Origin of the sequence: Micropruina sp., assembly GCF_047602385.1 — a bacterium.
Taxonomy (GTDB): domain Bacteria; phylum Actinomycetota; class Actinomycetes; order Propionibacteriales; family Propionibacteriaceae; genus Micropruina.
This window is the reverse complement of record NZ_JASGHL010000004.1, coordinates 47,575-73,268: the sequence shown is the minus strand read 5'-3', so window position 1 is coordinate 73,268 and position 25,694 is coordinate 47,575. Positions and strand designations below refer to the sequence as shown.

24 protein-coding genes and 1 pseudogene are annotated in these 25,694 nt (G+C 69.4%); 16 read left to right on the top strand and 9 right to left on the bottom strand.

Features of this window, described 5'->3' with window-relative positions:
• Positions 1-197: 197 nt before the first annotated feature.
• On the bottom strand, positions 198-776 hold the full coding sequence (locus QM711_RS13400) for a GNAT family N-acetyltransferase (protein ID WP_415100137.1): 579 nt from the start codon (positions 774-776) through the stop codon (positions 198-200).
• A 63-nt stretch (positions 777-839) separates the two neighbouring features.
• The gene (locus QM711_RS13395; protein WP_415100135.1) at positions 840-2,081 is read right to left on the bottom strand and encodes a DUF2207 family protein; all 1,242 of its coding nucleotides are present in this window, start codon (positions 2,079-2,081) and stop codon (positions 840-842) included.
• A 52-nt stretch (positions 2,082-2,133) separates the two neighbouring features.
• On the opposite strand from QM711_RS13395, the gene QM711_RS13390 reads away from it, so the two are divergent.
• Positions 2,134-2,748: an alpha/beta family hydrolase gene (locus tag QM711_RS13390; RefSeq protein WP_415100133.1), complete on the top strand. Its 615-nt coding sequence runs from the start codon at positions 2,134-2,136 to the stop codon at positions 2,746-2,748.
• Positions 2,749-2,839: 91 nt separating this feature from the next.
• On the opposite strand, the gene QM711_RS13385 is transcribed toward QM711_RS13390, so the two are convergent.
• The 5 genes from QM711_RS13385 to QM711_RS13365 all read right to left on the bottom strand — a co-directional run bounded on the left by QM711_RS13385 (position 2,840) and on the right by QM711_RS13365 (position 9,046).
• Positions 2,840-3,706, bottom strand: coding sequence for a DUF559 domain-containing protein (locus tag QM711_RS13385; protein WP_415100131.1), 867 nt, complete (start codon positions 3,704-3,706; stop codon positions 2,840-2,842).
• Between the two features lie 170 nt (positions 3,707-3,876).
• Entirely contained in the window at positions 3,877-6,306 is a 2,430-nt protein-coding gene (locus tag QM711_RS13380; RefSeq protein ID WP_415100129.1) for a CHAT domain-containing protein, read from the bottom strand.
• A 4-nt stretch (positions 6,307-6,310) separates the two neighbouring features.
• Positions 6,311-7,900, bottom strand: coding sequence for a S8 family peptidase (locus QM711_RS13375; protein ID WP_415100127.1), 1,590 nt, complete (start codon positions 7,898-7,900; stop codon positions 6,311-6,313).
• Between the two features lie 70 nt (positions 7,901-7,970).
• On the bottom strand, positions 7,971-8,450 hold the full coding sequence (locus QM711_RS13370; RefSeq protein ID WP_415100125.1) for a hypothetical protein: 480 nt from the start codon (positions 8,448-8,450) through the stop codon (positions 7,971-7,973).
• Positions 8,447-9,046: an RNA polymerase sigma factor gene (locus tag QM711_RS13365; RefSeq protein WP_415100123.1), complete on the bottom strand. Its 600-nt coding sequence runs from the start codon at positions 9,044-9,046 to the stop codon at positions 8,447-8,449. The genes QM711_RS13370 and QM711_RS13365 overlap by 4 nt, the downstream gene beginning before the upstream one ends.
• A 140-nt stretch (positions 9,047-9,186) precedes the next feature.
• On the opposite strand from QM711_RS13365, the gene QM711_RS13360 reads away from it, so the two are divergent.
• Entirely contained in the window at positions 9,187-10,260 is a 1,074-nt protein-coding gene (locus QM711_RS13360; RefSeq protein ID WP_415100121.1) for a M48 family metallopeptidase, read from the top strand.
• A 150-nt stretch (positions 10,261-10,410) separates the two neighbouring features.
• Here the strand turns inward: QM711_RS13360 and QM711_RS13355 are convergent, their stop codons facing one another.
• Positions 10,411-11,115 carry a dienelactone hydrolase family protein gene (locus QM711_RS13355; protein ID WP_415100119.1) on the bottom strand — a complete coding sequence of 235 codons (705 nt, stop codon included), beginning with the start codon at positions 11,113-11,115 and terminating at the stop codon, positions 10,411-10,413.
• Between the two features lie 126 nt (positions 11,116-11,241).
• Between QM711_RS13355 and QM711_RS13350 the strand changes: the two genes are divergently transcribed.
• From QM711_RS13350 to proB, 6 genes are all read left to right on the top strand, one after another.
• Entirely contained in the window at positions 11,242-11,424 is a 183-nt protein-coding gene (locus QM711_RS13350) for a YegP family protein (RefSeq protein WP_415100117.1), read from the top strand.
• Between the two features lie 233 nt (positions 11,425-11,657).
• Entirely contained in the window at positions 11,658-11,966 is a 309-nt protein-coding gene (gene rplU / locus QM711_RS13345) for a 50S ribosomal protein L21 (RefSeq protein ID WP_415100115.1), read from the top strand.
• Positions 11,967-11,977: 11 nt separating this feature from the next.
• Positions 11,978-12,232 (top strand): 50S ribosomal protein L27, encoded by a 255-nt coding sequence (gene rpmA, locus QM711_RS13340; protein WP_415100113.1) that lies wholly within the window; start codon positions 11,978-11,980, stop codon positions 12,230-12,232.
• Positions 12,233-12,432: 200 nt separating this feature from the next.
• Positions 12,433-13,275: a hypothetical protein gene (locus QM711_RS13335; protein WP_415100111.1), complete on the top strand. Its 843-nt coding sequence runs from the start codon at positions 12,433-12,435 to the stop codon at positions 13,273-13,275.
• Positions 13,276-13,386: 111 nt separating this feature from the next.
• Positions 13,387-14,913, top strand: coding sequence for a GTPase ObgE (gene obgE, locus QM711_RS13330; protein WP_415100109.1), 1,527 nt, complete (start codon positions 13,387-13,389; stop codon positions 14,911-14,913).
• Positions 14,910-16,031, top strand: a complete 1,122-nt coding sequence (gene proB / locus QM711_RS13325; protein WP_415100107.1) for a glutamate 5-kinase — start codon at positions 14,910-14,912, stop codon at positions 16,029-16,031. The genes obgE and proB overlap by 4 nt, the downstream gene beginning before the upstream one ends.
• 153 nt (positions 16,032-16,184) lie before the next feature.
• Here proB and QM711_RS13320 read toward each other — a convergent pair whose 3' ends face one another.
• Entirely contained in the window at positions 16,185-16,949 is a 765-nt protein-coding gene (locus tag QM711_RS13320) for an IclR family transcriptional regulator (RefSeq protein ID WP_415100105.1), read from the bottom strand.
• Positions 16,950-17,089: 140 nt separating this feature from the next.
• Here QM711_RS13320 and QM711_RS13315 point away from each other — a divergent pair.
• From QM711_RS13315 to QM711_RS13280, 8 genes and pseudogenes are all read left to right on the top strand, one after another.
• Positions 17,090-17,431, top strand: a pseudogene (locus QM711_RS13315) (bifunctional 4-hydroxy-2-oxoglutarate aldolase/2-dehydro-3-deoxy-phosphogluconate aldolase); the annotation flags it as partial.
• Between the two features lie 79 nt (positions 17,432-17,510).
• Positions 17,511-17,723, top strand: a complete 213-nt coding sequence (locus QM711_RS13310; RefSeq protein WP_415100103.1) for an aldolase — start codon at positions 17,511-17,513, stop codon at positions 17,721-17,723.
• 30 nt (positions 17,724-17,753) lie between these two features.
• The gene (locus tag QM711_RS13305; RefSeq protein ID WP_415100101.1) at positions 17,754-18,860 is read left to right on the top strand and encodes a sugar kinase; all 1,107 of its coding nucleotides are present in this window, start codon (positions 17,754-17,756) and stop codon (positions 18,858-18,860) included.
• A gap of 4 nt (positions 18,861-18,864) precedes the next feature.
• On the top strand, positions 18,865-20,079 hold the full coding sequence (manD, locus tag QM711_RS13300) for a D-mannonate dehydratase ManD (RefSeq protein WP_415100099.1): 1,215 nt from the start codon (positions 18,865-18,867) through the stop codon (positions 20,077-20,079).
• 6 nt (positions 20,080-20,085) lie between these two features.
• On the top strand, positions 20,086-21,567 hold the full coding sequence (locus tag QM711_RS13295) for a mannitol dehydrogenase family protein (RefSeq protein ID WP_415100097.1): 1,482 nt from the start codon (positions 20,086-20,088) through the stop codon (positions 21,565-21,567).
• 32 nt (positions 21,568-21,599) lie between these two features.
• Positions 21,600-22,622, top strand: coding sequence for an L-idonate 5-dehydrogenase (locus QM711_RS13290; RefSeq protein ID WP_415100095.1), 1,023 nt, complete (start codon positions 21,600-21,602; stop codon positions 22,620-22,622).
• 89 nt (positions 22,623-22,711) lie between these two features.
• The gene (locus tag QM711_RS13285) at positions 22,712-24,190 is read left to right on the top strand and encodes an MFS transporter (protein WP_415100093.1); all 1,479 of its coding nucleotides are present in this window, start codon (positions 22,712-22,714) and stop codon (positions 24,188-24,190) included.
• Between the two features lie 166 nt (positions 24,191-24,356).
• The gene (locus QM711_RS13280; protein ID WP_415100091.1) at positions 24,357-25,484 is read left to right on the top strand and encodes a mannonate dehydratase; all 1,128 of its coding nucleotides are present in this window, start codon (positions 24,357-24,359) and stop codon (positions 25,482-25,484) included.
• The last annotated feature ends 210 nt before the right edge of the window (positions 25,485-25,694 follow it).

The following is a 25,694-nucleotide window of genomic DNA, read 5'->3' as shown; positions in this document are numbered from 1 at the left end:
CGGGATCCGTTCGACCGCCTTCTAGCGGCGCAATCCATGGTCGAGGGAACGCCATTGGTGACCAATGACCCGATCCTCCGCACCCTGCCTGGACTCCAAACGCGCTGGTGAGGCGTATCGCTGGTTGAGCTCGTCGAAACCCCTTGCCAGTGGGGTCTCGACAAGCTCGACCAGCGAGAGGTCAGCGCTTCCTCAGCTCAGGCTCCCGCCGGCCCTCCAGTGGCTACCCAGGCGCCTGGGGGAGTGTCGGGGACGTCCTCGTCGGTCTCGTGGGTCTGGTAGAGCACGAGCCCGCGAGCCTGGTAGTTGGTCAACGCGGCGGGGCCGTCCAGGGTGCAGGTGTGCACCCAGACCCGCGCTGCGGGTGGCAGCCCATGGCGCACCGGTAGCGACCAGGCGGCGGCGATGCCGTGTTCGAGCATCGGGCCGCCGAGACGGCGTCCGAGGGCGTACTCGGCGAGTCCGAAATAGCGGATCTCGACGTGGCTGCCGTCCGATTCGACGACCGGCTGCAACTGGACGTAACCCAGCGGAACCCCCTCGCCGTAGAGGATCCAGAACTCGGTGCCGGGCACCGACAACTCGTCCAGCCACTGCTTACGGGACCAGCCGAGCCGGTCGTTCCAGTTCCAGTTGCCGCCCACGAGCGCGTAGAGGAACCGGGCGTATTCGGGGGTGATGCCGTCGGCTCGCTCAAACCCGACGCCTTCAGGCCACGGACGCGGCGCGTCCGGGCTGGGTTTGACCATCTGCAACGACCAGGTGGTGACTCTCATGGCACAAGTCTCGCGCCTGAGGGTCGGTTCGTCCGGTGCCGTCCGGTTCGGTGCGCGGGACGATCAGTCCCCGCCACCGCCGCCGAAGTCGCCACCGCCGAAGCCGCCCCAATCGCCACCGCCGAAGCCGCCGCCCCAGTCGCCACCGCCGTCGGACACTGACGAGAAGTCGCCGTCGAAGCCGCCCGAGTCGCCGAATGCGCTGCCGGCGTCCGCGCCGAGGGAGTCGATGGCGCCGGCGTCGAACATGCCGCCCGCGTCCCCGAAGGCGTCGCCGAGCGAGCCGATGTCGCCCACCCCATCGATGCCGTCGAGGGCCGAGAACATCGCCAACGAGAACATCGCGTCACTCAACCCCCAGCCCATCACGCCTAGCCAGACGAGATCGAAGTCGTCGTCGTAGCCGTCGTCGCGGGCCTGGGCGGCCAGGTCGCCGAAGACCTTCACCCAGTGCGCCGCGACCCCCAGCATGATCGCCCAGGGCAGGTACTTGGAGAAGATGCCGGCCGCCTCCTCGTAGGAGAACTGCTCCTTCTCGGCGGTCTCCAGGTAGCGCTTGAAGCCCAAGGTCTGGACGCGCAGAGCGGTGCCCTCGGCGGTCCGCACCGGACGCTGCCCGGTCCGGCTGCCGATCAGCACACCGCCGAGCGCGGCCAAGCCGCCGGCCGCCATCAGGCCGAAGCTACTGGTGCCGAAACCGGCCAGGAGCAGCAGTCCGGCGACGATCCAGACCAGCCGGACGGGCTGCATGCCGGTCACCTGACGGAAGTAGCCCAGCTCGTAGGAGTCATTGGCCAGCGCGTACTGATGATCGCCGATGGCGTGATTGCCCTGCCGCGGCAACTCCGAGAGGCGCACGTCGGAGCCCTGGATGAACAGGTCGTGCAGCAGCGTGCGCTCGGCCGGATCCAGCGGATCGGCCGGCGCCCGGTCGGCGACCCGAAGCTCCCAGTCCTTACCGCCGCGGGAGCGGGGGCTTTCCACCACCGTGACGCTGAGGTGCCCGCGGGCGGCGAGATCGATGATGGTCGCCATCACGTCGCGGGTCTCCGGCTTGCCGTCGACCACGGTGCCGGCCAGCCCCGGACGAATGCCGCGGGGCGGGTTGAAGGCCACCGCGATCTCGCCGGAGTACTCCGGTCCGGACGGCACCGGAACCCGCGTCTCCGGCTGGCCGCCTACGGGGGTCAATCCAGGGATCACGCCGGCGAACATCTCGTCGGCGAACTTCTGTCGCTGCGCCCGCCAGGCCCACACCAGCAATACCACCACGCCGAGCGCGGCCACGATCGAGAGCACGGTCATGCCTCCATAGTGGCAGGTGCCGCGGCATGGTCGGTCGCGGCACAATGCCGCCATGTCCGTGCTGACCGTCGAGACGCCGCTGGGGCCGTCCAGGCTCACCGTGCACCCCGCCGCCGAGCCGCGGGCTGTGCTGGTCCTCGGCCACGGGGCCGGTGGCGGAATCGGTGCGTTCGACCTCGTCGCGCTGGCCGTGGAACTGCCCCGGCGGGGGATCGCCGTGGTGCTCCACGAGCAGCCCTGGCGGGTTGCCGGCAAGCGGATCGCCGTCCGTCCACCGATGTTGGACGAGGGCTGGCGTCCGGCGCTGGACGTGGTGCTCGCGCTGTTCCCCGGGCTCTCGTTGTGGGTGGGCGGCCGCAGCGCCGGCGCCCGGGTCGCCTGCCGGTGCTTCGATGAACGCCAGGCCGGGGTGGTCTGCCTGGCCTTCCCGCTGCATCCGCCGGGCAAGCCCGAGGCGTCCCGGATCGCCGAACTCGCCGGGGTCGCCGGACCGGTGCTGGTCGTGCAGGGGGAGCGGGACCCGTTCGGTTCGCCCGACGACGTCCGGACGGCGGCCGAGCAAGCCGGGGGAGCACAGCCTCAAATCGTCGCGGTGCCCGGGGTGCATTCCTTCAACCGCGGCGCGGTGCCGCGAGTCGTGGCCGCGGTCGCTGGGTTCCTGACCTGACCATCCCGAAAATCCACTGGTCGATTGCTCAGAAGGGCGCGACACGCCGGGGCGGCGCGATCGACCAGTGGTTTTTCGGGATGACGCTGGCTCACCCCCGCTGGCTGAGCCTCGCCAGGGCTAGCGTGGCCTCGATCAGCGTGATCATTTCGGCAGGTTCGTTCGTGGCCGAGGCCGGCAGCACGAGGACCCGCCAGCCCGCCGCGGCCATCCGAGACCAACGCCACCGGTCACGGGCGAACGCTTCGGGCTTGCTGTGGAACTCCTGCCCGTCGATCTCGACGATCACCCGAAGCTGCGGGAAGGCGATGTCCGCGAAGTAGGTGTGGCCGAATACCTTGACCCGGTGATTGGTGGTCCAGCCGTCGATGCCAGCGGCCCGCAGTGCTCGATGGGCCGCGCGTTCGGCCTCTGACCAGGGCTGATCCCGGGAGTCGATGAGCAACGTGCGGCGATGTAGGTTGCCACGCCTGCCCGTCGTGAGTGCGAGTGCCTGCCACAGCATGGGCAAAGTCACCTGGCGTAGCCTGAGGGCCTCATCGATTACCCGACCACCCATGCTCGGCAGCAGGTCGAGAACCGAGAGAGCCGGGCTGGCGATGCGCACCGGTCCGCGTTCGACGACGAGTTCGGGTGGGACGATGCGGTGCTGAATGCGGTACTGCCGCCAGGCGAGCGACCGCGAGCCCACCGCGACGTCCACCTGGTCGACGTGGCATTCCGGCCACCACAACAGTCGCGCGGCTGCGGCGCCGACCACCACGCAGTCCGGCTGGTAGCGGGCGGCGGCGAGTGCGAGCGTCTCCAGATCGGGCGCGGGTGCGGTGTACACGCCAGGAAGCGCGGCGATCAGTTCACCGGTCTCGAGACAGTGGTCGATTTGACGGCGCAGTTCGCGGTGGTCCCGGCGGCGCAGGACGCGGTGACTGGCGAGGGTTTCGGAAAGTATGGTCTTCACACCCTAGAAGGCACAATTTCGGCCCCGTTTGTGAGCGCCGGCGGAAAATCCCGGCAGATCTTTCCCCGCCTCACCCGCCGCACGCTGGGGGCAACCGCCGATCGACGCCGAGGAATGCAGCTCTGACGAGGCGGATTCGGCACCCGGTCAGGAGGGTGTCGGGCCTTGCCTCACCAGCCTGCGCCATAGCACTGGAAGGTGGACAACAGATCCGGGTGCTTCGCCGTTGCGGCGGCCAGAGCGTCCGCGGGCGGCAGGCCACGGGCCAGTTCGGCATGCATGTCGGGCAGGATCGCCGCAGCGACTTCGTCCGACACGCTCGCCGGGGACGCGATCACGCAGCGCGCCCCCGCATGCAGCCAGGCCGTGGTCAGGCCGAGCAGTTCGTCCCCGCGTCGGATCGTGGTGGCCCCGACCTCGCAGGCGGACAGAATGACCGTCTCGGGTACTTGCGGCAGTTGGTCGAGGTCGTAGCCGTACCACGGCCCGTCCACCAGTTCGAGGTTCGAGAACAGCGGGTTGTCGACCACGTGGTGGCCGTGGGCGGCCAGGTGCAGCAGGTCGACCCGTCCGGCGAGCTCGCTGACCGCCGAGGCGGTGGCTGCCGCACCGGTCAGCGGGGCCGCACCCGGCCAGTGGGACGCCGCGACCTCCACCTCGTGCTCGGCCCTGGCCAGCCGGGGGCCGGCGACCAGGCCGGCGGTCGCGAACTCGTGGGCGGAGGCCCCCCTGGCCACCCATTCCGACGCGCTTCGGGGGATCGTCACCGCACGCGTGCTCAACGTCGGCATCAGCGTCCAGGCGACGCCGGAGAAGATCCCGGTGGGATTGACCACCACCCGGCGAGTGCCGAGCCGCTCACGGACGGGATCGAAAAGCACGCGATCAAGCCCGGCCAGCCGCTCCCGCAGGCCAGCAAGCACACTATCGGCGATCATCGGGGGCAGGTCGGCCGCGGCCATGTCGAGGTCGGCGGGCAGCCCGGACAACGCGGCCCGGATGTCATCAGTGGGTGCGATCCGCAGCAGATCCGCGGAGTCGGCGGCAACCACCAACATCCAGGCCCAGCCATCGGTCGCAAGCGGTGCGATCAAGGTGGCCTCAACACGGGCCAGCTCTGCCTGGAGTCGATCGAGGCCGACGATGGACTGCACCGTCGCCGACCCGCGATCGGTCCAGGATCGCCTCCGGACACGGTCGAGAAGTTCGGCCTGGCGCTCCGCCTCGGCAGTTCCCGGTTCGGGACGCCGTTGAGCGAGCACCCGCAACTCGGTGAGATCGGCGGACGCCTCGGGATCCGCCGGAGGACGCAGCGGAACGATCCGGGTCGACACGGCGTCCAGCCACTCCACCCACTCGTAGACCAGCTGCGGCCGGCCGGTGCCGACGGCCAGCGCCAGCCCGCGCTCGGCCAGCCGTTCGCCGTGACTCACCGTCGCGGTCTGCAGGTCGAGGCTGCCGAAGGTGGACTGCCACTGGTGCAGCTCATCCAAGCCTGCCCGGAGGATGGCCAACGCCTCGCGGGGCGAGCGCCGCCCCAGCGCACGCACCTCGTAGGAGAGCAGCCGGGTCTGCAGACCGGCGTCCGCGGGCACCCGCAGGCGGGGCGTGGCGGCGCCGGCGGCAATCCCGGCCTTGGCCGCATAGACCCGCAGCCAGACGGCATCGCGACCCATGCCCTGCCGCGCAAGCCGGTCCGCGATCCGCCGGGCCACCCGATGATCGCCGCGGCCGCTCTCGATCCGGCCCGCCTGCTCCACGGCCTCGCAGTGCAGGGCCCACGCCGGGACGCCCAACTGCCGGAACCGACGGGCCGCCCGGCGCGCCCAACGGATGGCGAGCGCTGGGTCATCGACGACCCAGGTGCGAGCCAGGACGAGCTCCGCCTCGGCTTGGGCTCGTCGCCATCCCTTGCGGCCCAGCAGTTCGGCGGCCTGTTGCAGGTTGCGCCGACCCTCATCATGCATCCCCGCCGCCAGCAACGCCTCCCCGCGATCCTGATCTGAAACCGCCGCACTCTCCAGCGAGATCGGGCGCATCACGACGGCGGCCGCGTCCATCAGGCGAACGGCTCGTACCAGCTCTCCGTCCATCATGGCCGCGTACCCCAGGTTGTGCCGGGTCTTTGCCGCAAGCACCTCGGCTCCGGCATTGTCGAGCGCCGAGGAAGCAGCCTCGTAGTCCGCGATCGCCGCCCGGATGGAGCCCTGCTGAAGGTGCATGTTCCCGCGGTTCATTCGCGCCCGACCTGTTTCCTCGGGGCTGTCGGCGAGCAGCGGGATGGCCTGTGCGAAGTCTGCGAGCGACTGACGTGGTTCACCGAGCCGGGTGTGGATCAGTGCGCGCTGCGCAAGCAGCTTGCCCACCTCGACATCCGGCAGGGACTCGCGACGACTCAAGGCCTCATCGACGTGTGTCAGGCCCGCCCTGGGGTCACCGAGTTCTGCCTCCACGAACGCCAGCGTTCCCTGGATGATCGCCCGGACGAGGTCGGTGTCGGCGCGCGCCAAGGCCTTCAGCAGCAGCGCACGAGCCTGGTTGAAGCGCCATGCGGTGTTGGCGGCCCGAGCGCGCTCATGCAGTTCAAGGGCCGTCAACACCCCCTCATGGTGCCACGATGTCTGAGACCTCAGACACAGCCTGCCATGCTCGCTTCGTGACGCTGGCGCGGTGCGCCTCTTCATCGGCGGGCATCGTGGACGCCAGACGCTGGGCGATCCGACCCGCGACGAGCGGCGCCGAGAACGACGTCCCGCTCCAGACTGCGAACTGCCCGGTGAAGTCGTCCGGGTCGATGTTCTCGCGAATGTGGCCGTCGTACCTGATCCGGGCCTGGGGCAAGTAGCCGCCCTGGAAGGCTGGGATGGTACTCATCACCGAGGCGCCGGAGGCCCAGGCCCGAACCCACGGACCGGTGTTGCTGAACAGCGCCTCGGTCGAGTTCGGATTGAGCGCGCCGACGGAGACGATCGGAAGCCGGAACGAATCGACCATCTCGGGGACACCCGGGCCCGGACGCCAGGGGCCGAGTGCCGCGGGGTACTGCGGGCGTGCCGTCGACTCGTTGCCGGCGGCGCAGACCACGGTCACCCCCATCACGCCGAGCGAGCCGAGCAGGCCGCCCAGCAGGTGCTCGGTCAGGGTGTCGTCGCTGGATTCGTGGAAGAAGCCGAGCGACAGGCTGAGCACGTCGACGCGCAGGCCGCCTGCTTCGCGATCGAAATACTTGCGGACCAGATCGACCAGGCCGATGAGCGCTGTGAGCACGCGCGTCTCGGGAACCGGACCTTCGGATTCGACGATCCGCCACGAGAAGATGTCGGCATCCGGGCAGGCCTGGTGGATCAATCCGGCGATGAACGTCCCGTGGCCCGAGTTCGTGTCGAGTTCGCCGTCGAGAGCTCCGGCCAGGTCCCCGCCGACCTCGGGGTCGGAGTTCGGATCGAGCGGGATCAAGCTCGGCGTGTCCTCGGTCACCACGGCGTCCAGCCAGGGATGTTTGCCGACGCCGGTGTCCATGATCGCCACATGTGGCCGCACTGCGCACTTCTCGTGGCGATTCGGCGGATGCCCGATGAATGCGACCGGCTGGCGTCCACCGGAGCCCTGCCGCGCATAGCTGGACGGTGCCCCGTGCGGGTCGAACATCGGGTGGGGGTCGAACATCGGGTGTGGATCGAACATCGGGTGCGGGTCGAACATGGGGTGCGGGTCGAACATGGGGTGCGGGTCGAACATCGGCGAGGTCATCATCAGGTGGTCCAGGCCGACCCCGACCAGCGCCTTCACCCCAGCCTCGGCGCGGGCCAGTTGCAGCAGCACCCAGGCGTCCGGAGAGGACGCGGCGACGCCCGGCGAGACGCCGAGCAGCAGCCGGGCCATCCCGAGCGTGATCCGCTTCGCCGGATCATTCGGATCGGGTGTCGTCACCCGGGGAGAGTCGAAAGTCTCATCGACCCGAACCGTCCAGCCCTTCAGCCCGCCGACCTTCTGCAGGATCGGTAGCACGGCTTCGAGCCGATCCAGGGCGACCAACAGCGACGTCCCGACGTAGACCGTGGGTCGTGGCGTGATCCCTTCGACCTGCATCGCGGTGCCCGGGTCGAGCACCCGGCCGGACAGTGGTTCGATCAGCGATCGTGGCGGCACCACCGGGTCCCGGTCCATCGGATCGCGACGAGGAGGTGGGGCCACTTCCGCTTCTCATCCGGCTGCTCGTCGGCGGGGGTGCTGTAGTCACTCACGGGGGGTCCTTCGGTCGGGATCAGATTTCGAAGAGCGTGGTGCGAAAGGCGTCGGAGTCGCCGCCGGCCAGGTCGAGGCGGGTCAGCCCCGGCGGCACCGCGGCGAACTCGAAGCGGCCGTGCGCACCGACCGGACAGGTGTGACTGCCCTGCTCCTGCCACAGCGAGGCGGTCAGTTCGACCAGTTCGCCCTTGGCGTCCGCGGTGCGGGTGACCCAGCCGTCGATCCGCCGGTGACCGGCGTCGGCGGGGCTGATCCGCAACAGCACGGTGACGCCGGCGGCGGTGAACTCCATCACGAGCTTCTGGTCGTCGCCGCTGCGGACGCCGGCCAGCTGCTGGGAGCGGTGCACCATGGTGAGCAGCTCGTATTCCAGGTCGAGATCGTCCACGGCCAGGGCGACCAGGACGCGTTCGGTCAGCCCGGACGGCGGCGGGTCGAGTTCGTCGTACATGCGTTTGATGGCGACCAACAGGGGGTCACGTTCCTCGGCGTTCACAGTTGGCCACCTTTCTCCAGCGAGCTGCGCAGTTTGTCGAGGCAGCGGCGCCGGGTCGGGCCAATGCTGCCGATGGGCATTCCCAGGTTCTGGGCGAGGCCCGCATAGTCGGGTCGGTCGTCGTAGGCGACGATGCGCAGCAGCCGCTGGCACCGCTCGTCGAGCGTCCGTACGTGGGTCCAGAGCGCCGATCCGGCCAGCTCTTCCAGGGCGCTGGTCTCGGCCGCCACCGACGGGGGCAGCCCAGCGGCCAGCTGGGTGTCCTCGACCGCGGTCGCCTTGCCGTCGGAGGTCTTGGTCCGCCACGCCGTACGCCGGGCGGTGGTCAGCAGCCACCCCCCGATCGCCGCCGCCTGAGTCACCTGGTGACCGTTGCGAACCAATGCCAGCCAGGTGTTCTGGACGGCGTCCTCGGCCGCTGCCTGACTCAACCCGTACGCGCGCACCGTGTGCCACAGCACCGGTGTCATCAGCCGGACGAGCTCATCGAGGGCGGCCGACTCGCCGCCCTGCCAGCGCTCGAAGCAGGCGGCAGCCCGAACCCAGACGGAAGCTTCCGTCGCGTCCGAACGGCCCGCCACATCCGATGCAGCCATCAGCGTCCCTGTTCCCACATGCGTCATGAGACGCACGCTGTCCCGTTGATACCGCGCAGCGTGAAATCGCTGCTCACCGCTAGAGGTGTGGTCAGAACCTATCGCGTCGAGGCTTGGTGCGGGCAGGGCAGACTGGCTGCATGAGCGAGACTGAACGGACACTGCTGCCCTCGATCAGCTCCCGGGCCTGGGAACACCCCGCCGACCGCGGCGCCCTGGTGGCGCTTCGCAAGCTGCGCGGCTTCGACATCATCCTCAAGCAGTTGTCGGCCTTCCTCAACGAGCGCGCCGTGCGGATGCTGCTGCTCGGCTCCGCGGTGCGAGCCGATGAGCGACAGTTCGCCCGGGTTCATCGGCTGTACCGCGAGGCCGGCGAGGTGCTGGACGCGGGGGTGCTGCCGGAGTTGTTCATCCGGGCGGATCCGACCATCAACGCGATGGCGATCGGTCTGGACAAGCCGGTGATCGTGCTGAACTCCGGTCTGGTCGACGTGATGGACGACGACGAGTTGCGCTTCGTGCTGGGCCACGAACTCGGCCATGTGCTGAGCGGACATGCCGTCTATCGGACGCTGCTCGGCGCGCTGCTGGCGCTGTCCGGCACGGTGTTCGCGCTGCCGCTCGGCGCGCTCGGCGTCCGGGCGGTGATCGCGGCATTGCTGGAGTGGCAGCGCAAGTCGGAGTTGTCGGCCGACCGGGCCGGCCTGCTCGCCGGGCAGCAGAGCGAGGTCGCGCTCCGGGCGCATATGAAGATGGCCTCCGGTGGCCGGATCGATGAACTGGACTCCGAGGCGTTCCTTGCCCAGGCCGACGACTATCACGCCAATGACGATGTCCGCGATCTGTTGCTCCGGGTGCTGCTCGTCGAGAGCCAGACCCACCCGTTCGCGGTGGTCCGGGCCGGTGAGCTGGACCGCTGGGTGAAGTCGGGGGAGTACCAGGCGATCCTCGACGGCAGCTACCCGCGGCGCGAGGACGACGCCGGTGCCAGCATCTCCGCCGAGGCTGCGGCGGCGGCGCGGCACTACTCCGAGGAGTTCGGACGCCTCGACGAAAGCCTGGGACGCGTGTTCGCCGACCTCGGCCACGGGCTCGGGCAGGCGCGGGACTGGCTGGCCGACCGGCTGCGCGACCTCTCCGAGCCGCGTCGCCGCGACGACCGTGATCGCGGTGACGGTGATCGTGGCAAGCGGTCGGGTCCGCAGGGCTGGTGATCCCGGCAGCTGGTCGATCGTCGAGCACCGATTTCCGCGCTCGATTCGCACTCAAACGTCAAAGCCGGGCTCATTCTGCGATCGAGTGCGGATATCAGTATTTCTGGTGTCGATGAAATTTGTGGAGATCAGGCCAGGGAGCTGTGGAAGTCAGGCCAGGGAGCGGGCCAGGAAGTCCAGGGTGCGGGTCCAGGCCAGCGCGGATGCCTGCGGATGGAAGAACATCGGGTGGGTGTTGTCGAAGGCATGGTCCGCGCCCTCGTAGGTGTGGAACTCCACCTCGCCGGCACTACCGCTGAGTGCTTCGTGAACCTGCTCGACGACGGCGGGCGGGAAGAAGCTGTCGGCCAGCCCCCAATGATGCAGGCTCGGGCAGTCGATCTTCGGCGCCAGTTCGAGCAGGCTCGGGATCGCCGAGCCGTAGTAGGCCACCAGGGCGTCCGGAGGATTGTGGGCGGCCACCTGAAAGCCCAGCCCGCCGCCGAAGCAGAAGCCGAGGATCGCCACCTTCCCAGTCACCTCGGACGCCGCGCGGAGCGCGTCCAGGGTCGCGGAGGCGTCCGCTGTGGTCTGCTCCCAGTTCAGCCGCTGGGATGCGCCGATGCCTTCCTGAAGGTAGCTGGGACTGCTCTCGTCGAAAGTCATCCGGCCTTGCCGGAAGTACAGCTCCGGCGCCAGGACGACGTAGCCGGCATCGGCCAGGTCGGCACAGCGCTGCTCGATGTAGGGACTGACGCCGAAGATCTCCTGCAGCACCAGAACTCCCGGGCCGCCGCCGGAGGCGGGCAGCCAACGGTGCACGGGAAGGTTTCCGTCCGCACGGACCACGTCGATGACATCGCTCACCCGGCTCATCCTGCCGCAGCCCGGAGCCCGGTGGCTGCACCGAACCGGGGGAGTGTGAATCCTGGTGTCGAGTCGTGCACGGTCCTACGATGGCCGCGACAAGTCGATCAACACCTGGATGAACAGGAGCGCCGCATGGCAGGGAAATTCGAGGTCTACCAGGACGCCTCCGGCAAGTACCGGTTCCGGCTCAAGGCGGGCAATGGCGAGGTGGTCGCCACCGGACAGGCCTACACCAGCCTGTCCGGCGCCAAGGACGGCTGCGCCGCGGTGCAGCGGGCCGCAGCGGGCGCGTCCGTGGTCGAGGTGTCGGACTGAGGAGCGACGCAACCAGGGGCACGCCCGAACGATGAGGAAGTCGTCGGGCGTCCCGGGAAGGGGCTCGAGCGGACTCGACCGATGACGATCGAGTGCTCGGTTTGACCCTGTTCGGGATGGACACGTAGTCTTGACCCTCGGTGCCCGCGGGCCTGTCGGCAGTTCGGTTTCGTTCCGGACCGCCCGTCCGGGTAGGCACTGCATTCATCGAGATCGAAGAGAGTGGGTCAGGCGTGTACGCGATCGTGCGCAGCGGCGGACGCCAGCACAAGGTTGCAGTCGGCGACGTCCTGGATATCGACCGGGTCGATGCGGCGGTGGGTGACAGCGTGGCGCTGACCCCGCTGATGCTCGTCGACGGTGAGTCCATCACCACCGAGGCGAAGAAGCTGGCCAAGGTCAGCGTCAGCGCCGAGGTGCTGGGTGAGATCAAGGGCAAGAAGATCCGCATCCTGAAGTACAAGAACAAGACCGGGTACAAGAAGCGCCAGGGACACCGGCAGAAGTACACCCAGGTCAAGGTCACCGGAATCGAAGGCTGAGGTAGCACGCGATGGCACACAAGAAGGGCGCATCCAGCTCGCGCAACGGGCGCGACTCCAACTCCCAGCGGCTCGGCGTGAAGCGCTTCGGCGGCCAGGCCGTCAACGCCGGCGAGATCCTGGTCCGTCAGCGCGGCACCCACTTCCACCCCGGTGAAGGCGTCGGACGCGGCGGCGACGACACGCTCTTCGCGCTGCGTCCCGGTGTCGTCGAGTTCGGCACCCGGCGCGGCCGCAAGGTCGTGAACGTGGCGCTCGCCGAGTGACGCTGCGGTAACCGATTTCGAAAGGGCGGCCCCGGACGGGGCCGCCCTTTCGCGCGCCATCGGTCGCCCGGGCCGCCGGGACGCAAGACTGCTCCCCGGGGTTCCTACGCCGCCGCGTCCGGAGCGGTCCGCCGGTGGCACCTGGGCCAGTGCGGCCGATGTGCGAGGATGGCGGAAATCCACACTCGTTGGAGGCACCGGTGCCACTGAGATTGAGGCGTGGCATCACCCTGATGGCCACCGCGGCCACCCTGTTGCTGACCGGCTGCACGGTGGCCGGCACCGTGGAGGTGCGCTCGAGCGACGAGGTGGTCGTCGATCTCACCTTCCGCAACGACTCGCTGACCGACTACCGCTGCGAGCCCGAGTTCTTCCGGGACATCTCGCTCACCGTCGAAGCCCGCACCGACGACCGGGGCGAGGCACTTTGCGCGGTCCGGGGTGTCGTCCATCCGGAACGGCTCCGGCAGTTCCTGAACGTGACTCACGCCGGCGAGTTCGTGGCCGTCTCGGTCAACCCGCTGGGCGTCGCCCCGGGCGGGGAGCAGTCCGCGGAGGTCTCGCGATCGTCGATCGGCGGACTCGACGTCACCGTCCGGTTTCCCGGCCAGGTGCTGACCACCACCGGTGAGGCGGACGGCAGCACCGCGCGGTTCCGCGATCCGAAGCAGCTGGTCAGGCCGTACGGGCTGGCCGCGGAGGCACTCAATCATGCTGGGCCGTCCTGGTCGGTGGTCGGGCCGCTGGCCGGTTGCCTGGTTGGAGTGGCCGGCACGCTGCTGTGGCTGACAGCTCGGCGGCGTCGGCACTCGCTCGCCGAGCCGCCGGCCGGCGCTGCATCCGACCAGATCGACGGGGCCGACCCGGAGGGGATCGCCGAGTCGGTATCGGCGCCGGACGCGCCGGCCGACAGCAGTCCGGATGGCCCGGGAGGGGCACGTCGAGAACCGGCGCCGGTCGAGCCGCCGGCAGACCGGGCCGGTCCGCTGTCCGCGCGTCGGCGTCCGGACGATTCGATCTGGGCGCCGCCGGTCGATCCCTGACCGGCCCGCCGAACCGGGCCGCAGGACGGCCCGCGCATGCGCCTGCCCGGCGGCTGTGGGAACATGAGAGACGGTCCCCACGCCCAATCGCCCTAATCCGGAAGTCTTGCCATGGCCATTCCCTCGTTCGTCGACTCCGCGACCCTGACGGTCGCCGGAGGCAACGGCGGGCACGGTTGCGCGTCCATTCACCGGGAGAAGTTCAAGCCCCTCGGCGGCCCGGACGGCGGAAACGGCGGTCATGGCGGCTCGGTCATCCTGCGGGTCGACCCCGGGCTGACCACTCTGGTCGAGTACCACCGGCAATCCCAGCGACGCGCCCCCAACGGCCAGCCCGGCAAGGGCGATCACGCCAACGGCGGCAACGGCGACGATGTCGTGTTGGTGGTGCCGGACGGCACCGTGGTCAGTGACGCCGACAGCGGCGAGATCCTGGCCGACCTGGTCGGCACCGACGCCGAGGTGGTGGTGGCCGCCGGGGGACGTGGCGGGCTGGGTAACGCGGCGCTGGCGTCCGCCAACCGCAAGGCACCCGGTTTCGCACTGCTCGGCGAAGAGGGCGAATCGCGCCGGATCACCCTGGAACTCAAGGTGCTCGCCGATGTCGGGCTGGTCGGCTTCCCGAGCGCCGGCAAATCCTCGCTGATCGCCGCGATCAGCCGGGCGCGTCCGAAGATCGCCGACTACCCGTTCACCACGCTGGTGCCGAATCTCGGCGTCGTGGTCGCCGGCGAGGTCACCTTCACCGTCGCCGACGTGCCCGGGCTGATCGAGGGGGCGTCCGAGGGCCGAGGTCTCGGTCATGACTTCCTGCGGCACATCGAGCGTTGTCAGGCGATCGTTCACGTCATCGACTGCGCCACCTACGAGCCGGGACGCGACCCGCTCACCGACCTGGACGTGATCGAGGGCGAACTCGCGGCGCACGGCGGGCTCGAGGACCGGCCGCGGATGGTCGCGCTGAACAAGGTGGACGTCGGCGACGCGGCCGAGCTGGCCGAGATGGTCCGGGCCGATGTCGAGGCCCGTGGGCTGCCGGTGTTCGCGGTGTCCACCAAGACCGGCGAGGGACTGCGCGCGCTCACCTTCGCAATGGCCGACCTGGTCGTCCGCCGCCGGGCCTCCGCGCCCAAGCCGGAGCCGAAACGGATCGTGATCCGGCCGGCGCCTGTCGCCGGCGGGCCGGAGTTCAGCATCCGGCGGCAGGGCGACGGCGAGGGCGGCTTCGTCTGGCGGGTCCGTGGCGAGAAGCCCGAGCGCTGGGTGCGGCAGACCGATTTCGGCAACGGCGAGGCGGTCGGGTACCTGGCCGACCGGTTCGCCCGGCTGGGCATCGAGGACGAGTTGCTGGCCCAGGGTGCCCGGGCCGGGGACGCGGTGGCGATCGGCTCGGGCGAGCATCCGGTGGTGTTCGACTTCGCCCCGCAGGTCGAGATCGGTGCCGAGTTGCTGTCCCGGCGCGGCGAGGACCAGCGGCTGTTCACCGAGCGCGAATCGGTGAAGCGGCGGCGCCGCCTGGACGCCGAATACCACGCTGCCAAGGACGCCGAACGGCTCACCCGGGCAGCGCAGGACGGCTATCACGACGACGGCCCGGACGGCGGGTCGGTGACCGGCGAGGCCGAGGCGGACCGGTGAGCCTGCGCCAGCAGATCGCGGACGCCCAGCGGATCGTGGTGAAGATCGGCTCGTCGTCGCTGACCGGACGCCGCGGGCTGGACGCCGACCGGATGCAGCGGCTGGTGGCGAGCCTGGCCGCTCTCCGCGCGGATGGCCGGGACGTGGTGCTGGTCTCATCCGGGGCGGTTGCGGCCGGGATGCCGGCGCTCGGGATGACCCGGCGTCCCCGTGATCTGGCCAGCCAGCAAGCGGCCGCCTCGGTGGGCCAAGGGCTGCTGATCGAACGCTACGACGCGCTGTTCGCAGCCCATTCGCTCGTGGTCGGGCAGGTGCTGCTGACCGTCGACGACCTCACTCGGCAAGCCCACTACCGCAACGCCCTGCGCACCTTCACCCGGCTGCTGCAACTCGGCGCCGTCCCGGTGGTCAACGAGAATGACACCGTCGCCACCCACGAGATCCGGTTCGGCGACAACGACCGGCTGGCCGCGCTGGTGGCGCACCTGGTCCGGGCGGACGCGTTGGTGCTGCTGTCCGACGTGGACGCGCTCTACACCCGGCATCCGGCCGAGCCCGGTGCCGAACGGATCGCCGAGGTGGCCGACGTGGACGAGCTCGACGTGGACACCTCGCGGATCGGGTCGGCGGTCGGCACCGGCGGCATGGCGACGAAGCTGCAGGCGGCCCGGATCGCCACCGCCGGCGGGATCGCGGTGGTGCTGGCGCACGCCGACGACCACGCGGCGGCGCTGGCCGGCGACGATGTCGGCACCGTGTTCCGGCCGACCGGGAAGAAGCGCTCCCGGCGACTGATGTGGCTGGCCTACGCCTCGCAGGCCAAGGGCGACCTGGTCCTGGACGCCGGCGCCGTCCGGGCGGTGCTGGAACGCAAGGCCTCGCTGTTGCCGGCCGGGGTGACCGCGGTGCGCGGCGACTTCCTGGCCGGTGAGCCGGTCCGGCTGCTCGGCCCCGACGGCGCGGTGGTGGCCCGCGGCATCGTCAACTACGACGCGTCCGATCTGCCCGGGATCCTCGGCAAGAGCACCCACCGCCTGGTCGAGGAGCGCGGGCCTGAGTTCGACCGCGAAGTCGTCCATCGGGACGCCCTGATCGTCAAACTGCGATCCGGCCGCTGACCTCTCCCGCCGCCGTCGAGCGTGTCCTGTTCGGTTGGTCGAGCGTGTCCCCTGTTCCGGTGGTCGAGCATGACCCCTGATCCGTTGGTCGAGCTTGTCGAGACCCTTGATGGTTTCGACAAGCTCAACCAGCGGTCGTGGGTTTCGACATGCTCAGCCGGTGGGACCGGGCCGCCAGAGTGACAGGCCGTCGGGCAACAGCGGAGGCACCAGCGAACGGATCAACGCGGCGAGGTCGCGCTGGCGCTGCTCGGTCAGCCGCTCGGACGGCATCGTGATCGAGAGTGCGGCGACCGCGTTCGTTCCCCGCATGATCGCGACGCCCAGACAGGCCACCCCCGGTTCGTTCTCTTCGATCTCGATCGAGAAGCCGCGGCTGCGGGCTGCGGCGAGGGCGGTGAACAATTGGTCGCGGCTCAGTCCGCTCTGGTGCAGGTAGACGCTGAGCTGTTCGTCCGGGACGGTGCGTGCGGCCAGCAGGGCTCGTCCCATCGCCGAGCGGGCGGCTGAGGTGCGGCGTCCGATCTCGGAGAACACGCGGATCGCCCGCTCCGGCTCGACCTTGTCCAGGTACAGCACCTGATCGCCGATCAGGACGCCCAGGTGGACGAGTTCGTCGGCCGCCCGAGAGAGGGCGACCAGCGCCGGATGCAGCGACTGGGCGAGGCTGCGCGGGGTGAGGAAGCGCTCGCCCAGGGTCATGGCCGTCGGGCCCAGCCGGTAGTCGCCGCTCGCTTCGGACTGGGCGGCGAACCCGTGCGCGCGCATTGTCGAGAGCGCGCGATACGCGGTGGATTTGTTCACGCCGGTGGCGGCCGACAAGTCGGCCAGCGTCACGCCGTCCGGCCCCGCTTCTGCGAGTGCGGCCAGCAGAACCAGCGCACGGTCGATAGCCTCGACCCGCGGACCCTCCGTCATGGGCCTGATCATGCCCTTCCGTTTTGCTCAACGCAACGTTCAGGTCAATGATAGAAATACCGCTTGTCATTGTGCCACGAACGGTGCGAGGATGTTTCAGACATCAAACCGTGAGTTTCAATGGGTGAAACGGAGCTGGTGTGTCCGACCTTCTCGATGACGTTCTCGTTCGTCGCATCGTTCCTGTCGTCGTGGTGCGCGACGCGGCCCGCGCGGCGGGGCTGGCCGAGGCTCTGGTCGCCGGCGACCTGCCGGTGGCCGAGGTGACATTGCGCACTCCGGCCGCCCCGGACGCGATCGCGACGATGGCGAAGAACCCTGAGCTGCTGGTCGGCGCCGGCACCGTGCTCACCCCGGAACAGGTCGACCTGGCGGTGGACGCCGGGGCCCGGTTCCTGGTCAGCCCGGGCTTCAGCGCGGCAACCGTGGCTCGAGCGAAGGAACGCGGCGTCCCGATGGTGCCCGGAACCGTGACGCCGAGCGAGGTGATCGCTGCCCTGGACGCCGGGCTGACCACGTTGAAGTTCTTCCCGGCGGCCAATTACCGGCGGTGCCGACACGGTGCAGGCATTCGCCTCGGTGTTCGCCGGCGTCCGGTTCGTGCCGACCGGGGGAGTGTCCGCGGCGAACCTGGGCGACTACCTCGCGTTGCCGAACGTGCCGGCCGTCGGCGGGTCCTGGATGGTGCCTGCCGGGGTCGTCGACGCCGGCGACTTCGCCACCGTCGAACGTCTCAGCGCCGAGGCCGTGGCCGCCGCGGCGTCCGTGAGCTGAACCCCGATCGATCGCGAAGGAGCGCACCGGATGACCAACCAGCTGGCCCTGCGAGCCGCCGAGGACTGCCGCTACGACGCCCTCGCGCTCGGTGAGGTGATGCTTCGGCTCGATCCGGGGGAGTCCCGGATCCGGACGGCACGCGGCTTCACCGCGTGGGAGGGCGGCGGCGAGTACAACGTGGTGCGCGGCCTGAGCCGGGTCTTCGGTCAACGGGCCGGGGTCGTCACCGCACTGGTCGACGACGAGGTCGGGCACCTGGTCGAGTCGCTGATCCTGGCCGGGGGTGTCGACACCGCACTGATCCACTGGGCCGATTCCGATGGCGTGGGCCGCACCGTGCGCAACGGGCTGAACTTCACCGAACGCGGGTTCGGCGTCCGGGGCGCCAAGGGCGTCAATGACCGGGGCCACACCGCGATCGCCCAACTCGGGCCCGCCGACGTCGACTTCGAGCACATCTTCGGGAAACTGGGCGTCCGATGGCTGCACACCGGCGGCATCTACGCGGCGCTGAGCGAGACCACGGCCGAGACCGCGCTGGCCGCGATGAAAGCGGCCAAGAAACACGGCACAGTCGTCTCCTACGACCTCAACTACCGGCCCAGCCTGTGGAAGAGCATCGGGGGCCAGGCCCGGGCCCGGGAGGTCAACCGCGAACTGGCGAGGTATGTCGACGTGATGATCGGCAACGAGGAGGACTTCACCGCGTCCCTCGGTTTCGAGATCGAAGGGGTGGACGAGAACCTGACCGAGCTGCCGATCGACGGGTTCGCCCGGATGATCGAACAGGTCGCTGCCGAGTACCCGAACTTCGCCGTGATCGCCACCACGCTGCGGGCCGTGCATTCGGCGTCCGACAACGACTGGAGCGCGCTGGCCTGGTCGCCCTCATCGGGGCTGGTGCAGGCCGCCGACCGCAAGCATCTGGAGATCCTGGACCGGGTCGGTGGCGGCGACTCGTTCGCGTCCGGGCTGTGTTACGGCCTGATCAGCGGGGCGGACCTGCAGACGGCCGTCGAATACGGTGCCGCGCACGGTGCGCTGGCGATGACCACCCCCGGCGATACCACCATGGCCACCAAGGCCGAGGTGCTCAAGCTCGCCGCCGGCGGCGGCGCCCGGGTGGATCGGTAGCGCCATGTCCGATCTGATCGAACGCGTCGAGGTGCTGGTCTCGCGACCCGCCCGGAACTACGTCACGCTGCGGCTGACCACCCGGGACGGGATCGTCGGCCTCGGCGACGCCACCGTGAACGGACGCGAACTGGCGGTGGCCTCCTACCTGCGCGACCACGTCGGCCCGCTGCTGATCGGACGCGACCCCGGCCGGATCGAGGACGTCTGGCAGTACCTCTACCGCGGCGTCTACTGGCGCCGCGGACCGATCGGGATGGCCGCGATCGGGGCGGTGGACGTGGCGCTGTGGGACATTCTCGGCAAGCGGACCGGGCAGCCGTTGTACGCCCTGCTGGGCGGACGGGTCCGGGACCGGCTGGCCACCTACCGGCACGCGCTCGGCTGGGACCTGCCCGCACTGCTGGAGCAGGTGGATGCCCACCGCGAGGCCGGCTTCGACAACATCCGGGTGCAGACCGGGGTCCCGGGCCTCGACATCGTCTACGGGATCTCCTCCGGCCCGGTCTACGAGCCGGCCGGACGCGGTGCGGCGCCGGTGGAGGAGACCTGGGACACCGACTCCTACCTGCGGCACATCCCCGGCGTGCTGGCGGCCGTCCGCGAGCATGTCGGCGACAGCGTCGGCCTGCTGCACGACGTCCATCACCGGCTGACCCCGATCCAGGCGGCCCGGCTCGGCAAGGCGGTCGAACCGGTCGGCATGTACTGGCTCGAGGACGTCACCCCGGCCGAGGACCAGGAGGCGCTGCGGCTGGTCCGCCAGCACACCACCACGCCGCTGGCGATCGGCGAGGTGTTCAACACCGTCTGGGACTGCCAGCAGCTGATCAGCAACCGGCTGATCGACTACATCAGGGTCGCCGTGGTGCACGCGGGCGGGATCAGTCACCTGCGCAAGATCTTCGCGCTCGCCGAGGTGCACGGCGTCCAGGCCGCGCCGCACGGCCCCTCCGACGTCTCGCCGGTCTCACTGGCGGCGTCCATCCACCTCGGCATCGCCACTCACAACTTCGCCATCCAGGAATACATGGGCTACCCCGACCTCGTGCACGAGGCCTTTCCGCACGCCTGGCACGTGGCCGAGGGACATCTGCAGCCCGGCGACGAGCCAGGTCTCGGCGTCAGCATCGACGACGACCTGCACAACCCGGAAGACTACGAACCCGCCTACCTGCCCGTGGCCCGCCGCCGCGACGGCACTCTCACAGATTGGTGATCGACGATGGCCGAACGACTGTCCAAGGCAACCTTCTCCGGCTCGGTGCTGGGGGTGAGCGCGCCGCCCAACCCGGGCATACTGCACCTGGGAATCGGGAACTTCCACCGGGCGCACGCCGCGGTGTACACAGCCAAGGCGATGGCCGCCCAGGGCGGTGACTGGGGCATCGTGGCGGTCGCGAACCGCTCCCGCCGGGTGGTCGACGCCCTCGCCGGCCAGGACTACCACTACTCGATCCTCGAGCTCTCCAGCGCCGGTGAGCGGGTGGATGTGATGGACGTCCACCGCAAGACCCTGGTGGCCGCCGAACAGACCGCCGAACTGATGGCCCAGATCGCCCACCCCGACATCAAGATCGTCACCATGACCATCTCCGAGAACGGTTACTGCCGCAACGCGGTGACCGGCGACCTCGACATCGACGGCGACCTGATCGCTGCCGATCTGGCCAACCCGGACGCCCCGCGCACCAGCATCGGCCAGCTCGGCGGGGCGCTGATCCGGCGCTACCAGGGCGACGCCGGACCGCTCACCATCCTTTCCTGCGACAACCTGGTCTCCGCCGGGCACACCGCGCACGCAATGGTCAGCCAGTACCTGCAGGCCACCGCCACGCCGGAGGGCTTCCACGAGTGGTTCACCGCGCAGGTCACCTTCCCGAACGCGATGGTCGACCGGATCGTCCCGGGCATGACGGACGGCACCCGGTCCAAGGTCGAGCAGCTGCTCGGTCTCTCCGACGCCGTCCCGGTGCCCGCCGAACGGTTCAGCATGTGGGTGATCGAGGACCGGTTCGCAGCCGGGCGTCCGGCCTGGGAGGAGGCCGGTGCGATCTTCTCCGACGAGGTGGAGGCCTACGAGCTGGTCAAGTTGCGGCTGCTGAACGGCTCGCATTCGCTGATCTCCTACCTGGGCGGCCTGGACGGCCGGGAGACTATCCCGGCCAGCTTCGAGCAGGACTTCGTCCGGGAGTGCGTCACCGAACTGCTGAACACCGAGTACCTGCCCAGCATCGCGCTGCCGTCCGGCTTCGATCCGCAGGCCTACATCGCGCAGCTGTTCGACCGGTGGAGCAACCATGCGCTCGGCGATGCCACCGCGCGGGTCGGCTCGGACGGCTCGCTGAAGCTGCTGCAACGGGTGCCGGATCCGGCGCTGCGGATGCTCGATCTGGGCGAGGTGCCGCAGCAGCTGGCGCTGATGGTGGCCGGCTGGATCGCCTGCGTCTGCCCGCCGGACGGTTTCGATCCTGGTCCGGTCGCGGCGGCCATGATCGAGCCGGCCAAGGACCGGCTGGCCGCGGCCGTCGCCGGTGCCGGATCGACCCGCGCCCACGTCGAGGCGATCGTGCGCGGCGGCTTCTTCCCCGAGGCGCTCGCCGAGCGGGACGAGTTCACCGAGCGGGTCGCCGACTTCGTCCGGATCATCACCACCTCCGGCGTCCGGGACGCCGCCCGCGCCGCCTTGGACGCGGCCCGAGCCTGACACCGTCCACATCCTTCTGAAAGGGACTGTCGATGAAGACACTGAAGATCAACTCCGCCGAGAACATCACCATCGAGGACGTCCCGGTCCCCGAGCCGGGTGCGGGCGAGGTGCGGGTCCGGATGCATTACGGCGGCATCTGCGGCTCGGACCTGCATTACTACTTCGAGGGCCGCAACGGCGCCTTCGTGGTCACCGAGCCGCTGGTGCCCGGCCATGAGATGTCCGGCGTGGTCGACCTCGACCCCTCCGGGCGGTGGCCCGCCGGAACCCGGGTGACGATCGCGCCGGCGACCTACGGCACCTCCGAGCCGGGCATCGCGGACCGGCCCTACCTGTGGCCGAACGGCAGCTACTTCGGTTCGGCGTCCACCAAGCCGCACACCCAGGGCGGGATGAGCGAATACCGGGTGGTGCAGGACTTCATGATCCGCGAGCTGCCCGAGGGCCTCGGGCTGAAGGAGGCGTCGCTGGCCGAACCGCTGGCGGTGGCGCTGCATGCGATGGTGATGGCCGGCGGCGTCGAGGGCAAAAAGGTGCTGGTCACCGGGTCCGGCCCGATTGGGCTGTGCGTGGCGGCCGCGGCCGTGGTAAAGGGGGCCGCCGAGGTGACCGCCACCGACGTCCTGGACGGGCCGCTGTCCCGGGCCAAGTCGCTCGGCGTCCATCACACCCTGAATGTCCGCGAGCAGGAGATCCCGGCCCTGGCCTACGACGTGGTGTTCGAGTGCTCGGGGGTGGGTCCGGCGATCAGCCCGGCGCTGGCCGCGGCCCGGCGGGGCGGCACGGTCGCCCAGGTCGGCATGCTGCCCGACCGCGAGATCGGGGTGAACCTGGCGCCGTTCGTCTCCAAGGAGGTCACCTACGTCGGCTGCTTCCGGTTCAACGACGAGATCGGTGAGGCGATCGAGCTGCTCGCCGCGCACCCACAACTGGCCGGCGTGATCACCCATGTGATCGATGCCGACGACATCGTCGAGGCCTTCCAGACCGCCCGCAACAGCCAGGAGTCGGGCAAGGTCGTCGTCTCGCTCTGGCTCGACGACCAGGACTAGTCCACGAAAGAACGGGTGGACGCCGGTTGCCGCCGACGTCCACCCCCATCCGAATACCCCTCGAGGCCCTAACCAGGAAAGAGCAGCAGATGACAACAGAGAATACCGCCGCAGGCGGACCGCCCAGTTCCGGTACCGTCGCCGAACGAAGCACCAAAGACCTTGCCAAGGCCGCCGTTTCCGGGTGGCTCGGCACAGCCCTGGAGTTCATGGATTTCCAGCTCTACTCACTCGCCGCGGCGCTGGTGTTCAAGGACATCTTCTTCCCCAGCGACGCTCCCGGCATGGCGATCATCCTGGCCATGGCCACCTACGCGACCGGCTACCTGAGCCGTCCGCTCGGCGCCTGGTACTTCGGACGGCTCGGCGACCGGGTCGGCCGGACCAAGGTGCTGTTCTACACGATCGCGCTGATGGGCATTGCGACCACCGCGATCGGGCTGTTGCCCACCTATCACCAGGTCGGCATCCTGGCGCCGATCCTGCTGGTCTTCCTGCGGCTCTGCCAGGGCTTCGGCGCCGGTGCCGAGATCGCCGGCTCGTCGGTGATGCTGACCGAGTACGCGCCGCGCCGCAAGCGCGGTCTGGTCGGCTCGCTGGTGGCGCTCGGCACCAACTCCGGCACCCTCGGTGCCTCGGCGATCTGGGGCGTCCTGGTCGCAACCATGTCGACCCAGACGGTGATCGAGTGGGGCTGGCGAATCCCGTTCATCGCGTCCTCGCTGATCATGCTGTTCGCGGTCTGGTTGCGCCGCAACCTGAAGGAGTCCCCGGTCTTCGAGGGCCGCGCGGACGTGGTTGAGGGCGAGGCGTTGAGCCGGGATGAACTGGCGCAGAAGGTGGCCGAGACTCAGGACAACGTGCTCGCTGCCGGGCTGCACGAGCGCAAGGGGCGTGCCTTCGCCGAAGGCTTCTTCCTCCGCTTCGGCCAGGCCGGCAACTCGGGCATGGTGCAGACCTACCTGATCAGCTACATCACCGCGGTACTGCTGCTGGCGCCCGGCGTGGGCACCGGTGTGGTGATCACCTCGTCGCTGGTCGGCTTCGCCACAGTTCCGATCATCGGCTGGCTGAGCGACCAGGTCGGCCGCAAGCTGATGTACATCGTGATGTCGTCGATCGCGCTGGTGCTGGCCGGTCCGATGATCTGGATGATCGCCACCAAGAACGTCAACAGCGTCTTCGCCGGCTACATCATCATTCACCAGACCTCGGTGCTCGCACTGGCGTCGCTGGAAAACAACACCATGTCGGAGCTGTTCGGCGCCCGCGCCCGGCTCACCCAGTTGGCGCTGGCCAAGGAGCTCGCCGCGATCGTGGCCACCGGCATCGGTCCGGTCGTCGCGGCCGCGCTGGTGGTCGGCACCGGCGGATCCTGGTGGCCGATCGCGATCATGATCGGCTTCTTCTCGATCTGCTCGCTGGGCGCGGCGATCGTGATGCCGGAGACCGCCGGACGCGACCTGACCGTGCTCAACGACGCGCGTCCGGGTGAGGCGATCATCGGACCGTTCGCCCGTCGCGAGCGGCAGCGGCTCGGGCTGCCGAAGCCGGAGGACGTCCGCTAGTCAATGCTGGGCGAGCTTGTCGAGGCCCCGGGCTGCCGTGGCGCTGACCAGGGGTTTCGACAGGCTCAACCGACCTGCAGTAGCACGCTGGTCGAGCTTGTCGAGACCCGGGCGACGTGGTGCTGACGAGGGGTTTCGACCGGCTCAACCGACGAGGAGAACGAACATGAAGATGGGTTTCCGCTGGTACGGCGAGGGCAACGACACGGTGTCGCTGGACGACATCCGCCAGATCCCCGGCGTGGAGACGATCGTCTGGAGCCTGCATCACAAGCAGGCCGGAGAGGTCTGGGAGGATGCCGAGATCGCGGCAGAGATGGCCCGGATCACCGATCTCTCGGCCGCGCACGCCGCTCGCGGCGTGACCAAGCGGCTGGACGCCGAGGTGGTCGAATCGGTGAACGTCCACGAGTCGATCAAGCTGGGGCGCACAGTGTTCGGGATGAGTCGCGACGAGGCGATCGCCAACTACATCACCACCCTGGAGCGGCTCGGCCGGGCGGGCGTGAAAGTGGTCTGCTACAACTTCATGCCGGTCTTCGACTGGCTGCGCACCGACCCGTGGCATCCGCTGCCGGACGGTTCGACCGCGCTCTACTTCGAGAAGGCGGTCGTCGACCAGATGACCCCCGAGAAGCTGATTGCCGACATGGAGGCCAACTCGGGCGGGCTGACGCTGCCCGGCTGGGAGCCGGAACGGCTGGCCGGCTTCAGCGAGTTGAACGAGGCTTACGCCGGCGTCACCCATGAGGACATGTACCGCTGCTACAGGTACTTCCTGGACGCGTTGATCCCGACCTGTGAGCAGTACGACGTCAAGCTGGGGGTGCACCCGGACGACCCGCCGTTCGACCTGTTCGGCTGGCCGCGGGTGGTCTCCACCATGGAGGATCTGGGCACCGTGCTGGCCCTGAACGACAGCCCGTACAACGGGCTCACCCTGTGCCTGGGATCGTTCTCAGCCAACCCCGACCAGGCGCCGCGGGCGGTCGAGGCCGTGCGGACGTACCTGGACCGGATTCACTTCTCTCACGTCCGCAATGTCAAGCACTACCCGAACGGCGACTTCTCCGAGGTCGGCCACCGGGCCTGCGAGGGCGATGTGGACACCGTCGGCATCATGACGGCCTACGCCGAGGCCGGCTACACCGGCTACATCCGCCCCGATCACGGCCGCCACCTGTGGAACGAGAACACCACCAATAAGCCGCGCCCCGGTTACGGGTTGTACGACCGCGCCCTGGGCATCCAGTACCTCCTCGGCGTCTGGGACGCGGTCAACCACCGCCCCTGACGTTGTCCGAGCCGTGGTGACCAAAGGAACCGTCCCCTCGGTCACTCCGGGTGACCAATAGAACCGTCCCCTCGGTCACCGGGGACGGTTCTTCTGGTCACCGGGGACGGTTCTTCTGGTCACCGGGGACGGTTCTTCTGGTCACCGGGGACGGTTCTCTTGGTCACCCGAGATGGGCCTTCCGGGGTGCGGCGCCGGTATCCTGCGGCG

What these genes read in the sequence shown, in the direction of transcription:
- QM711_RS13400 (WP_415100137.1), bottom strand. Translation starts at nt 776, where the DNA reads ATGAGAGTCACCACCTGGTCGTTGCAGATGGTCAAACCCAGCCCGGAC.
- QM711_RS13395 (WP_415100135.1), bottom strand. Translation starts at nt 2,081, where the DNA reads ATGACCGTGCTCTCGATCGTGGCCGCGCTCGGCGTGGTGGTATTGCTG.
- QM711_RS13390 (WP_415100133.1), top strand. Translation starts at nt 2,134, where the DNA reads ATGTCCGTGCTGACCGTCGAGACGCCGCTGGGGCCGTCCAGGCTCACC.
- QM711_RS13365 (WP_415100123.1), bottom strand. Translation starts at nt 9,046, where the DNA reads ATGGCTGCATCGGATGTGGCGGGCCGTTCGGACGCGACGGAAGCTTCC.
- QM711_RS13360 (WP_415100121.1), top strand. Translation starts at nt 9,187, where the DNA reads ATGAGCGAGACTGAACGGACACTGCTGCCCTCGATCAGCTCCCGGGCC.
- QM711_RS13355 (WP_415100119.1), bottom strand. Translation starts at nt 11,115, where the DNA reads ATGAGCCGGGTGAGCGATGTCATCGACGTGGTCCGTGCGGACGGAAAC.
- QM711_RS13350 (WP_415100117.1), top strand. Translation starts at nt 11,242, where the DNA reads ATGGCAGGGAAATTCGAGGTCTACCAGGACGCCTCCGGCAAGTACCGG.
- rpmA (WP_415100113.1), top strand. Translation starts at nt 11,978, where the DNA reads ATGGCACACAAGAAGGGCGCATCCAGCTCGCGCAACGGGCGCGACTCC.
- obgE (WP_415100109.1), top strand. Translation starts at nt 13,387, where the DNA reads ATGGCCATTCCCTCGTTCGTCGACTCCGCGACCCTGACGGTCGCCGGA.
- QM711_RS13320 (WP_415100105.1), bottom strand. Translation starts at nt 16,949, where the DNA reads ATGACGGAGGGTCCGCGGGTCGAGGCTATCGACCGTGCGCTGGTTCTG.
- QM711_RS13305 (WP_415100101.1), top strand. Translation starts at nt 17,754, where the DNA reads ATGACCAACCAGCTGGCCCTGCGAGCCGCCGAGGACTGCCGCTACGAC.
- manD (WP_415100099.1), top strand. Translation starts at nt 18,865, where the DNA reads ATGTCCGATCTGATCGAACGCGTCGAGGTGCTGGTCTCGCGACCCGCC.
- QM711_RS13295 (WP_415100097.1), top strand. Translation starts at nt 20,086, where the DNA reads ATGGCCGAACGACTGTCCAAGGCAACCTTCTCCGGCTCGGTGCTGGGG.
- QM711_RS13290 (WP_415100095.1), top strand. Translation starts at nt 21,600, where the DNA reads ATGAAGACACTGAAGATCAACTCCGCCGAGAACATCACCATCGAGGAC.
- QM711_RS13285 (WP_415100093.1), top strand. Translation starts at nt 22,712, where the DNA reads ATGACAACAGAGAATACCGCCGCAGGCGGACCGCCCAGTTCCGGTACC.
- QM711_RS13280 (WP_415100091.1), top strand. Translation starts at nt 24,357, where the DNA reads ATGAAGATGGGTTTCCGCTGGTACGGCGAGGGCAACGACACGGTGTCG.